At 42.1% G+C, this 12,327-nt stretch carries 7 protein-coding genes; 1 reads left to right on the top strand and 6 read right to left on the bottom strand.

The genetic code is table 11. The annotated features are described in order from the left end of the window. The 4 genes from RMO55_RS00485 to RMO55_RS00470 form a co-directional block, all read right to left on the bottom strand. The coding region (locus RMO55_RS00485) for a GAF domain-containing protein (protein ID WP_310421841.1) at positions 1 to 3,159 on the bottom strand (3,159 nt) is incomplete at its 3' end. 50 nt (positions 3,160 to 3,209) lie between these two features. Continuing rightward, positions 3,210 to 3,746 carry a chemotaxis protein CheW gene (locus RMO55_RS00480; protein ID WP_310421838.1) on the bottom strand — a complete coding sequence of 179 codons (537 nt, stop codon included), beginning with the start codon at positions 3,744 to 3,746 and terminating at the stop codon, positions 3,210 to 3,212. A gap of 67 nt (positions 3,747 to 3,813) precedes the next feature. After that, entirely contained in the window at positions 3,814 to 4,176 is a 363-nt protein-coding gene (locus tag RMO55_RS00475; RefSeq protein ID WP_310421835.1) for a response regulator, read from the bottom strand. Further along, the gene (locus RMO55_RS00470; RefSeq protein WP_310421832.1) at positions 4,173 to 5,447 is read right to left on the bottom strand and encodes a response regulator; all 1,275 of its coding nucleotides are present in this window, start codon (positions 5,445 to 5,447) and stop codon (positions 4,173 to 4,175) included. Before RMO55_RS00470 ends, RMO55_RS00475 begins: the two co-directional genes overlap by 4 nt. Before the next feature lie 908 nt (positions 5,448 to 6,355). Here RMO55_RS00470 and RMO55_RS00465 point away from each other — a divergent pair. Then, a complete protein-coding gene (locus tag RMO55_RS00465) occupies positions 6,356 to 7,444 on the top strand; it encodes a response regulator (protein ID WP_310421829.1) in 1,089 nt (362 codons plus the stop codon). A gap of 141 nt (positions 7,445 to 7,585) precedes the next feature. Here RMO55_RS00465 and RMO55_RS00460 read toward each other — a convergent pair whose 3' ends face one another. Further along, the gene (locus tag RMO55_RS00460) at positions 7,586 to 8,503 is read right to left on the bottom strand and encodes an alpha/beta fold hydrolase (protein ID WP_396134140.1); all 918 of its coding nucleotides are present in this window, start codon (positions 8,501 to 8,503) and stop codon (positions 7,586 to 7,588) included. Positions 8,504 to 8,652: 149 nt separating this feature from the next. Further along, positions 8,653 to 12,318, bottom strand: a complete 3,666-nt coding sequence (gene dnaE, locus RMO55_RS00455) for a DNA polymerase III subunit alpha (protein ID WP_310421823.1) — start codon at positions 12,316 to 12,318, stop codon at positions 8,653 to 8,655. Positions 12,319 to 12,327: the final 9 nt, after the last annotated feature.

Here is a 12,327-nt window from a genome sequence, read left to right as displayed (position 1 = left end):
GTCTACCAGGCGTTCGATTTCAGTCGTCGCATTCGCAGACTGATAAGCCAGAGAGCGCACCTCATCGGCTACTACGGCAAATCCTTTACCATATTGTCCCGCACGGGTTGCTTCGATCGAGGCATTGAGTGCAAGTAAGTTGGTTTGGGTAGCGAAGTTTTCGATCAGGTTAACTACTTTAGAAATCTTCTGGAAGGTTTCACCCAGACGTTTGATTTTTTTAGCAGTTGTGGATACAGTCGATCGAATCTCTAAAATCTCTTCTACGGTATTTTCCATCAGTGCGTCACCATTTTGGACGGTACGGTTGGCTGATTGAACTACCTGTTCGACTTTTTGAGCAAAGTCAGAGACTTCTTGACTGGAAACTGCCATTAGATTTACCTGTGTTAGGGCTAAATCGAGTTGGGCGAGTTCTTGTTTGGCTTGGGCCGAGAGATTATCGACTAAAATATTATTAGTGCTAGAAGTGCTACTCACGCTGGTGGCGGCGGTTTGGACTTGGCGTACCAACTCCCGCAGACTTTGAATCGTGGTGTTGTAGCCATCGGCGATCGTGCCGATCTCGGTTTCAGATAGGGGCGCACGCACAGTTAAATCGCCTCGGAAGGAGGGACCGATCGCTTTGAGGACGCGCAGGGCCTCTGATTCCAATTCTTGGCGCGTAGCCCGTTCTCGATCGACGATCTGCGATAATTCCTGTTCCTGAGTCCGAACTCGTTCCAAGTATTCGGACAATTGCAGTGCTACGCCAATTTGTAAAGCGATTTGCTCGACAACAGCGCGTTCGGAGGTATCCCAGATCCGAGGTGCATCATTTTGATAAATTCCTAGTAATCCCCACAAGTTCTCGCCGATGAAAATTGGGGCGAGAATATATGCCTTAGCTTGATATTTTTCTAAGGACTGAATGTAACAGTCGGGGAATTTGCGGGCATAAATATCATTAACTGCTGTCGATTTTTCACCTTTGGCATATTTACCACCCTTGGTGTTTTGGAGATAAGTATCTTCCTCTGTAATATCCTTACCGGACCATTTGCGCAGTAAACAACGATCGCTTTGAGTCCGATTACCAGTGAGAATTTCATCTTTTGCCTGCTCGACGAGTAGAGACACCCAGCCACTTCCAACCGATTCAGCGACGACTTGGCCGCTCCAGTCTGGATTAAACTGATAAACTACGGATCGATCGGCTTTAGCTGCTTGACGAATTTCTTGAACGACACTTTTGAAGACATCATCAACCGCTAAAGATTGACGAATCCGCTCGGAAATCCGATTGATTGTCTGCTCCTGTTCGGCTTTCTTTTGCAATTGTTGAATATAATCGATCTGCTCCATCGCAATCCCAACTTGCAGTCCCAATTGTCGGAGGGTTTCGATCTCATCGACTTGCCACTGCCGTGCGCCAGAGTTTTGATAGACAGCAATCAACCCCCATAATTTCCGATTAGCTCCAAAAATTGGGGCGATGATATAAGCCCTAGCTTCCATCTGCTCTAACAGTTGGACGTGACAAGTTTGATGTCCGTGTGTATAGATATCATTAACCGCCAGACATTCGCCATCTTTATAACGTCCACCTTTAGTCCGTTGTAAAAATGTATCCTGAATAAAGGGAATGATTTTGACCAGATCCGACCAGCCTGGAGTAGCTGATTCAGAAATAAATCGACCGCTATAGTCGGGGTTAAACTGATAAATCGCTGCTCGTTCTACATCTAATAGTTTGCGCCCGTCAAGGGTGGCAATTTGAAAGACATTTTGTGCGTCTCTGGCTGTTCTGAGTCGCTCTTGCAGTTTAGCCAATCCCCGCTCCCGTTCGAGTCGGCTTTCCATTAATTTGGTCTGAAACTGTGCCTGACGGCGATTGGCGGTTTGTTGGAGCGGGAAACTGAAATTCTTGGCAAATTCCAGCATCGCGTTGAGATCGGATTCTTGCCAGTTGCGGGGACCAGAATTTTGATATACGCCGAGCAAGCCGATTAATTGGTTATTGGCAACGATCGGCACGACGATGTAAGCTTTGATTTGGAACGGTTCCAGCTTCTCCATTACTGCGCGAGCCAAGCCTTTGGTCTGGAGATCGTTGACCATGTAATAGGGCTTGTAGTTTTCACCAGTCACGAAGAAATCTCGATCGAGTGAATTCCCTGCTTTCGCCCAATTATTACCGACGGATTCGCCAATAATTTGACCGCTCCAATCTGGATTATAAGCATAAACCATCGCTCGATCTGCTTGGAGTGAATGGCGGATCCGATCGAGAATTCCCTGCATTAATTCTTGGGCTTCGAGATCGATCGTTGCTAACAGGTCGCGGCGTTGAGATAATTGCAGTAGGGGTTGATTTGGTTGGAGCGCAAGGGTAAGTTCGAGCGATAGTTGTGATAGACAAGCAGTTTCAGATTCTGTCCACTGGCGCGATCGATCGCACTGATGAACGACCAATAATCCCCAAACACGACCTAAACTATAACTATCGGTAGTTGCCGAATAACCATTAATTAAAATTGGAATTGCTACTGTCGCTTGAACTTGATACTGGTCGAGAATCTGTTTTTGATAAGGGCTAATTTGACTATTAATCAGCGCAATTGCTCGATGAGACCTGTCGTCAGTCAATTGCTCGAAGCCAAATCCAATCGGCGGAATTTCTGCGCCGAATGTTGGTGTAAAACCAGTTTGGACTGCTTCGGCGACAACTTTACCAGTAACTCCAGTTAATTCATAAATCAAGACTCGATCGACATTCATCAATGCTTTGATATCGCTAACTGCACTACTAAATGCTGCCGCCGGCGTACCTGCCTGTCTAATTCTAGTGGCAATTTGATAAACTTGTTCGGCATCGATACTAGCGACAGGTGCAGGTGCAGATGCTGGGCTAGCAACTGACAAAAATCCCGCTAGTTCTCTCGCTTTCCGTAAATTTTGGCGGAGTGGCTCGGTGTTCGGACTATTAGAATTCTCTAGTTTAACTTGGGTATCTTGGAGAATCGATAATAGTTGCTGTTTTGCTGTGGTATTAGTCATTGGGTTTCGATCTGAATTAGACTTCTGTTGTTGCTCGATTGAGGAGGAAATGGGATTGAGCATGTCTGGTGTTTTGTCCGATCTATCCTCTGCGGAACCAAATAAGCTTTTTTTAAACATTTGCGATAATTGTTAGTTAATATTTTTTACTAGTTAGGTGCGATCTGCGATTAGCCACGGAAGACACTTAGCGAATGAATTACCCGATCGAGATCGACTACTACCCGAGATTGTTGAGACTCATCAATAAAATAACCAGCCAAAAAAGATCGCATTCGGTCGGTAAACATTGCTTCCCCAATTGACAAGCATTCCTCAGATTTATACGTTTCAATCGTACCTACTCGATCGATAGACAGTGCAACAATTTCGTTTTGAACTCGAAATAATAGCCCCATACTGGTCGATATGTCTTGTGTCTGAAGATAAGAAGATCCGCCCATGAGATGTGCTAGATCCACCACCCAAGTTGCTTTACCTCCATAATTAATAATGCCAAGTAATGAATCTTGCATCTGGGGAACTGGTAAAATTTCAGACAATGTAATTTTAATTGTTGCTTGCAAATCTACCAAAGGAATCAAAGCATTCAAATTATTGCCAATAGTAAACCCCAGAAATCTTTGAGATTCATCACTTGAATCATTCGCGTGAACTAATTGCCGATCTCTTTGATGTGATGGTGCCCGATCGATAAGTTGACTCATAATTTATAAATTCATAATTCAAGATTTATGATTTTGCCTTCGCTAAGATCGATAATTTACTTAATTCTCAACTCATCAACCGATTAACTGTTTCCAGCAGAGTTGTTTCATCGACTGTTTTACTTAAATAAGCATCAGCACCACTCATATCACCCCAAGTTCGATCGATCTGCTTATTTTTAGTCGAATAAATAACGATCGGGATATTTTGAGTTGATACCTCGGTTTTTAGCTTGCGACATAGCTCAAATCCACTCTCTCCAGGTAAAATTACATCCAGAACAATTAAACTTGGTTTAAAAGTTTTGAGTCTAATTTCAGCTTCTTCACCACTAGTGACGATTGTAATTGAAAATCCTTGATTTTCCAGACATTTTCTAAGTTTATCTGCTTCTAACTTGCTATCTTCAACGATTAAAATTTGACTCATGATTCTTTACCTACAACAAGATATTTTTCAAGCATTTTTGAAACTGCCTCTGCCTCGACTGGTTTACCAAGAAAACCAGTCGCTCCCACCATTTTCGATCGCATTCGATCGATCAGTCCATCTTTGCCAGTCAGAATAATTACTGGTATATGCTTCAAACTAGGAGTTTTCCTAATTTGTTCGCATACTTCATAACCATTCGTAATTGGCATTAATAAATCTAAGAAAATAAAATCCGGTTTGTTTCTAATCAAACTCGGCATAATTTTCAACGGATCTTGGATTCCATAATGACGATAGCCATGTCGATCGAGAATTCTTTCTAAAGACTGATAAATCAAGATGCTATCATCAATACAGGCAATTAACGGACTCTGCTTGGTTGCTGAATTCTCGATTGAGGCAGAATTAGCAGGTTGATTAAATCGATTGCTTAACTGACTACTTCCTGTCGATCTCAGATCTCCAGTTGCGGATCGATCGATTGTCTCGGCATTTTGAGATTTATTTAGTCTAGATTTTGGTTGCGCTGCTAAAGTAATAAATCCAGATCTGAATAATGGGAGGAGCGTATTTGTAAACTCTAATATCGATTGATGATTATTCGCAGCCAAGCTGCGTAGAGATCGATTACCATCGATCGATAAAACTGTGTGATATAGATCGGAACCATCGAGTAATTGCGAAATTTCGGTTGATTTATAGATAACTGGAAATAAACTAGGTGCATACAGTGCTAATCCTGCATTCGCCCATTCTTGCCATACTTGGATCGATTTGGTGAGAATTGGTTCGATTTCCAGTAGTGGCAATATTAAATTTAATGAGCTATTACCTGCCCCAGTTTCAGTTAGTCGATAAGCTAGCCGATTGCCACTATGTTGACTAAATTGAATGATGTCAAATAAGCCTTCAATCGTCATCCTCGTAACGATGTCGGCACATTTCTCTCGGTCGATCGATTCCTTGACTAACAGTTCTGCTAAGGTATTTGATTCTAGTGTTGCTTGAGATAAATTATTAATTTCTGCCAATTTTTCTGGCGATAATTTAAGTTTAGCGAGACTCAAGCTTCTCTGCCAGCAATTAATTGAATCAACTCCACCACTGAACCAACCTAAACGCCCCAGCCTAAATGAAAATGTCCAGGTCAAATTTGCATCTACTTTAACAATTAAATTGCCACTAAATGACTGAGACTTAATGGACTTCAACTGAATAATTAGATCTTTAAAACTGAGTCCTGCTGATTTGTCATTACTCTCAAGCATTATTTTTCGCCGTCAATATATGGAAATTCTATGTTAGATTTACACCTAGAAACTTTATATGTTAGATGTTTCAGCTTGACGATCGCAATTCGACTACCTCAAAGGATGCGAGAACGATGAATCATGGTGAAAAAACAAGCTTGTAATTAAATTTACATGAATATTTAACTACGATTGTAGATAACGATGAAGAAATCTGTGTGTGATAGAGATCGAGGAAACACAACTCGATTCTCATCTTCATTAGCGATGCTAATGAGCTAGTTTGTCACATTTAGCAACAATTGTGTGCCATAATATCGAACCCTCACTTATGTATTGTTCCCAGATTGAACCGAGAATAAAACAATCAAGACTAAAATTTCTTCACAGTGCTTGAGATTCTGACAGATCGCATCTATTTCCGGCTCCACAGGGAGATCTCTGGCTGCGATTCGGGATTCGGAATTCGGAAATTGAGAATTGGGCGTACGAAATAGTCACTTAACTTACACCACCCAATCCTAGGATTGGGCGGCGTAAATCCCCGCTTGTAAAAACAAACTCCTGACTGCTGACTCCGTTAAGCATCTGAGTGCATCCACCTTACCTGCCGAGGTGCCCTTTACCGCAGAACTCTTTGATAGAGGCAATAGTTTAGATAATCGATGATGAAATGTTTAGATCTCAGTTCTCATGGGCATATTAGATATGGGAGACAATTTGCACTATCTATAAAAATAGACCAATAATACCTGCTCTATTTTGGCAGTTTAGCGATCTTCGATCGATTCTCCCCCATCAGCATTGCGCTAGCAAATCGCCATCAAGCAGGTAACGATCTGCATCTACTTTCTATCCTTACATCGATCGATAAGGTCTAACGGTACTATATCGACAAGATTAGTTAAAATATATCAATACCAGTGATGACTAGAGTTGTTGAAGCCTTAAAAGAGATTATCCAGCAAGAATTATCAGGGCAATTAATAATTAAAGATGCTTTAGATAATTCGATAACTTGGGAAGCTTACTTTGGGAATGGTAAGCTGCATTTTGCGACTAGTACGCTGGGGCAAAGAGAAAGATTAATATATTTAACTAGACGGCATCATCCCGACTTTAATTTGAGCGATTTCCCCATCGGTCAATCTGATTATCAATTTATCTGTCATCAATGGCAATCGGGAAAATTATCACTCCAACAAGTTCGTCAACTAGCATTTACGAGTACTCAAGAAGCTTTTATCCATATCATGGCAATTGGCAATGCTGAGATGGAGTTTAATCTTGATGCCCACCTGGATGTGCTAATCTTATCAGCTTCAGTCCAACAAATTATTACTCCAGTCAAACAACTGATTTGGCAATGGCAGAAAATTCGTCCTCATCTTACTTCACCGTTAGTGAGAGTATATCTTTCTAATATTGACAGCTTATATCAACTTTTATGGCAGCAACTTCAAAGTACCAAAGCGATCGAGTCTTACCAAGCCGCACTGACTCAAAATCTTTGTCTTTATAGTATTGCCAACCAACTAAATATTGATGTCCAAGAACTTAGTCATCTGTTGCTACCGCTGATCCGCAACCGGAATGCACAAATTACTGGATATGGCCAAAAACAAGACGAAGAACGCCCTTTAATTGCTTGTATCGATGATAGTCAGACAGTGCAAAATAGCGTGAAGTTAACACTGGAATCTCACGGATATGAAGTGATAAGTCTACTAAAACCCGCTCAAGCAATGACCAAGCTAATTCGCACTCATCCGATGCTAATTTTGCTGGATATCAGTATGCCAGATATCAATGGCTACGAACTCTGTCAACTTCTCCGCAAATCTCCTAGTTTTAAAAATGTACCGATTTTAATGCTTAGTAGTCGCGACGGCATGTTCGATCGACTCAAGGCAAAAATGGTCGGTGCTAATGACTATATGACCAAGCCATTTACACCTACAGACCTGGTGAATTTAGTCAATAAATATGTATCTCAGGCTTTAGTAAATGTTTGAATTAGGTTTTGTAGGGTGTGTTCTCGCGCCTGTCTTGTCTCGCTGTCTTGTCCTTGTCTTGTCTTGTCTTGTCTTGTCGCAGTTGTATGGTCGGGGAACCCGACCATACTGCGCTGCTGACGCACCCAGATGGTTAGAATGTTATTTAATCCCGAATTCCTTAGCTGTTGAATTGGATTGGAAGAAATTCAAGAGTTCTCGATTGACAATTTGAGGTACTTCTTGTTGAATCCAATGACCGCAATGTGGGATTCGTTTGAGTTTAAATGGTGCAGAGATCAACCGCTCCATTCCTTCAGTTAGTTTATTGCTGAGAAAATTATCTTCTTCGCCCCAGAGCATCAATGTCGGTACGGTAATCTGAAGTGGAGAATTATTCCAGTTTTGGAGCCAGTTTTGGGGGGCGAGCAACTGTCGATAGTAATTGAGTGCAGCCGCTAAAACGCCAGGTTTTTCTAAAGCTTCTTGATAAATTTGATTATCTTCCGCTGTAAAAGCTCCTTTTCTAACAGCTTGCCCGCGAAAGACATTGAGGATAAAATCTTTGAGATTTTGTTGAATCAACCATTCAGGTAAACCTGGTACCTGAAATGCCAACATGTACCAACTCCGCCGCAACTGATCGAAATTACTACCCATTTCCTGCAATAACCGTTGAGGATGGGGTGCATTGAGAATTGCCAATCGATCGAGTACTTGAGGGCATTTTTGAGCTAGATGCCATGCAATTGCACCACCCCAGTCGTGTCCAGCAATATGCGCTTTCGCATACCCTAGTGACTCGATTAGCCCCTGCACATCGTTACTGAGAGTATCGAGATCGTAGCCAGTGAGGGGTTTATCAGAATAATTATAGCCGCGCAGATCGGGAACGACAACCTTGAAATGACGGGCGAGGGCGGGAATCTGATGTCGCCAAGAGTACCAAAATTCAGGAAAACCATGAAGTAAAACCACCAACTCACCCTCGCCTTGGGTGACACAATGTAAGCGAATGTTGTTGGTTTGGATGAATTCATGCCGCCAACCCGAATCCAAGGAGGCTGTGTAAGGTTTCATTAGTATCTCGCTATGGTGCGCTGCGTTACCAGTATAAACCAGCGATCGGCGATCGTCTCTAGTATCATTCTCTCGATCGGTGGGAGTGGGAGTGGGGGTGTGCTGTACCACCGTAGTGGGGGTGTATGGGTGTTGGAAAATGATTCCTTTCAATATTCACCATCCACGGATTCAATTTCTTTCACTTTAATATCAAAACCGCGATCCTGCATTCTGTCTACCAATCCAGCAGGATCTTGCACCCAGAATTGTTTGCCAAACTGAACTAATTGATAACCGTTTTCGCCCCGCACGATCGCGTACACTGGTGTTTTAATCTCTAGCGTATCCCCAGAATACTCTTCTAGCATTGTCTTGAGCTGCTGAGTCTGGATATCGTCTGTCGCCACATTTATGGGTAATTCGATTAAGACTAAGTGTTTGGGTTCGGTGACTAGATTTACTGGTTTATTAACAAAATTGTAATCGATCGCGATCGCCTCATCGACGATCATTTGTAGCTCATCTTCATCTTTCTTTTTACTGACTTTACCGACTAAAATTACTGAAGCATTCCCGACGAGTACATTCTTATTTTTCTCATAAGCTTCTGGGAAAACTACTGCTTCTAATTTACTACCCGCGAGATCGGTGAGTTTGAGAATAGCCATCGACTTATTTTCTTTTTTAGTCTGAACTACCTTAACTTCTGTCAGCATCACCACAATTTTAACATCTTTACAAGGCTTGTCGATTTCCACCAGTCTTTTAAAATCATGCTTCTGCATCTTTGCAATTCTTTCAGCATTTTTGAGTGGATGATCTGAGACATATATTCCTAAAAGATCTTGCTCGAATTGCAACCGCTCCTGAGATGAAAAATCGCTCACAATTGGTGATTTTGGAGTAGCCTCAAATCCACCTATTTCTGGTTTGGAATCACCGAATAAATCAAATAGATTACCTTGGCCGATCGCTTTTTCTTTAGCCTTACTTTGCGACCACGGAATAATTACTTCTAGATCGTTAATTAACTGGCGGCGATTGCGATCGATATTGTCAAATGCCCCACATTGAATCAATGATTCTAGTGTCCGTTTATTCACAGATTGCAAGCTAACTCGCTGACAAACATCTGCAAGCGATAAGAATTCACCACCTTCTTCACGGGCAGTTAAGATATTCTCGATCGCAGCTTCACCTACATTTCTAATTGCCGATAAACCAAATAAAATATTTAGCCGATTTGGTCGATTTGGATCGATAACTGGTCGGAATTTGACATACGATCGATTGATATCTGGCGGCTCAACTTTGATATCTAATGTTTGCTCACAATTATTCAAATATCTAGTCATTTTATCTTGATCGCCACTATTGGCAGTCAAGAGTGCTGACATATATTCAGCCGGATAATTAGCCTTTAAAAAAGCTGTTTGATAAGTAACATAAGCGTAGGCAGTTGAGTGGCTTTTGTTAAAACAATATTCTGCGAATAAAACCATCTTATCAAACAGTGCATCGGCGATCGAATGTTCGACTCCTTTCTTCGCGGCACCATCGAGAAACTTCTCGCGTTGTTTGTTCATTTCATCGGCTTTTTTCTTACCCATACAGCGACGCAAAATATCTGCTTCACCTAATGTATATCCAGCCAAATCTTGAGCGATCTTCATGATCTGCTCTTGATAAACAATTACGCCATAAGTCTCATTTAAAATTGGCTCTAAAATCGGATGTTCGTAACTGATTTTTTCCCGACCGTGCTTACGATCGATAAAGATCGGAATTAGTCCCGCATCAAGTGGCCCAGGTCGGTATAGAGCCAGTATCGATGATAAATCCTCGATACTCGATGGTTTCAACCTGGCAACCACATCGAGCATCCCTGATGACTCTAACTGAAATACTCCTTCTAAGTCGCCCGATTCAACTTGTTTGTAAGTTTTCTGGACGTTAGGCGGCCGTTTATTTGCAGTACCTTTAGATAAAATCTTATAAGTTCGACGCTCCTCGCGCGTAATATCATCAGGGTCAATTTTATCACCTTTAGTTTGCTCGATCAGATCGATCGCATTTTGGATAATAGTTAAGTTTCTCAGTCCCAAAAAGTCCATTTTGATCAGACCCATTGAGTCGAGATCTTCCATATAATATTGGGTGATCACTGAGCCATCATTATTCCGCTGGAGCGGCACGATTTCATCCAAAGGTTGGGAAGAAATTACCACACCAGCAGCATGAACACCGAAGGTTTTATTAGTGCCCTCGATTCGCATTGCCATATCAATCCACTGCCTAGCCGAGATTTTTTCACCAGTTTCAGGATCGGCATATTCATCTGTTTCATAAGCTTGTTTGAACTCTGGTGATGGTGTTTTGTCGGAAATCATCACGGCTAATTTCGCTGGTTTGCCCCGCGCCACCGGAATCAATTTTCCCATTTCATTGGCTACGGCATAGGGAATATTTAACACCCGCGCGACATCCTTGAGTACCGCTTTGGAAGTCATCCGGTTGAAGGTGATAATTTGCGCGACTCGCTCTTTACCATACTTCTCGGTGACATAATCAATTACTTCTGACCGCCGTTCGATACAAAAATCCGTGTCAATATCTGGCATCGACTTTCGATCGGGATTCAAGAACCGCTCGAATAGAAGACAATGATGTACTGGGTCGATATTAGTAATCTTCATCGCATAGGCGACGAGAGAACCCGCTGCTGAACCACGTCCAGGCCCAACCGGAATCGCCCGATCGCGTGCGAATTTGATATAATCCCAGACAACCAAAAAATAGGTCGAAAACCCCATTCGATCGATCATTTTCAGTTCAAAATCGAGCCGATCTTGATACTCTTTGTCGATATCTGTATATCTTTTTACCTGTAGCCGTTCCTGCAATCCTGCCCGTGAAATTTCCTCGACGTATGTAGCTGAAGTATGCCCAACTGGAATCGGAAAATCGGGAAAGTTTAATTCACCTAAAATATTGTAAGGTTGAATTTTATCGGCAACTTCGAGAGTATTAGCGATCGATTCAGCAATCACATCATCAGGTAAATGATCGCGAAATAATTGCGCCATCTCTTCCGCCGATTTGAGATACTCATTGCCGCTATACCGCATTCGTTTATCTTCACGAATTAGTTGCCCAGTCTGAATACAGAGCAACGCATCGTGTGCTTCCACATCAAAACAAGAGACAAAGTGAGAATCATTAGTCGCAATCAGTTTAATATCTAGTTCTCGCGCAATTCTCACAATTTCAACATTAACTACCCGATCTTCTTTTAATCCATGATCTTGGATTTCGAGATAGTAATCTTCACCAAATCTTTCCTTATACCATCTGGCAACCTTTCGCGCTGCATCGGGTCGTCCAGCCATAATTGCTTGTGGCACTTCTCCACCCAAACAACCACTAGTAATAATCAAACCTTCCTTATATTTCTCGATATATTCTTTGTTAATACAAGGACGCGCAAAAATTCCTCGCCCCTGAAAACCTTCGAGGTGAGATACCGTCGTTAACTTAACTAAATTTCGATACCCCTGAGTATTCTTTGCTAACACAACTTGGTGGAATTTCTGATACCGCTTCTGCTGCGTAAAATCACCATTAATCACATACATTTCATTGCCAATAATTGGCTTGACATTTCGAGCGCGACAGACTTTAATTAATTCGATCGCCCCATACATCACACCATGATCTGTCAATGCGATCGCGGGCATCCCCAATTCTACCGCTCGATCGACCAAATTGGGCAACTGACTAGCTCCGTCAAGGAGGCTATAGTCACTGTGCATGTGCAAACCAACGAAAGTCATAGGTTAGAT

This window comes from Chamaesiphon sp. VAR_48_metabat_135_sub (genome assembly GCF_031418915.1).
Taxonomy (GTDB): domain Bacteria; phylum Cyanobacteriota; class Cyanobacteriia; order Cyanobacteriales; family Chamaesiphonaceae; genus Chamaesiphon.
This window is presented reverse-complemented; position numbering and strand designations above follow the sequence as displayed.

What these genes read in the sequence shown, in the direction of transcription:
- RMO55_RS00465 (WP_310421829.1), top strand. Translation starts at nt 6,356, where the DNA reads ATGACTAGAGTTGTTGAAGCCTTAAAAGAGATTATCCAGCAAGAATTA.
- RMO55_RS00475 (WP_310421835.1), bottom strand. Translation starts at nt 4,176, where the DNA reads ATGAGTCAAATTTTAATCGTTGAAGATAGCAAGTTAGAAGCAGATAAA.
- RMO55_RS00470 (WP_310421832.1), bottom strand. Translation starts at nt 5,447, where the DNA reads ATGCTTGAGAGTAATGACAAATCAGCAGGACTCAGTTTTAAAGATCTA.
- RMO55_RS00460 (WP_396134140.1), bottom strand. Translation starts at nt 8,503, where the DNA reads ATGAAACCTTACACAGCCTCCTTGGATTCGGGTTGGCGGCATGAATTC.
- dnaE (WP_310421823.1), bottom strand. Translation starts at nt 12,318, where the DNA reads ATGACTTTCGTTGGTTTGCACATGCACAGTGACTATAGCCTCCTTGAC.
- RMO55_RS00480 (WP_310421838.1), bottom strand. Translation starts at nt 3,746, where the DNA reads ATGAGTCAACTTATCGATCGGGCACCATCACATCAAAGAGATCGGCAA.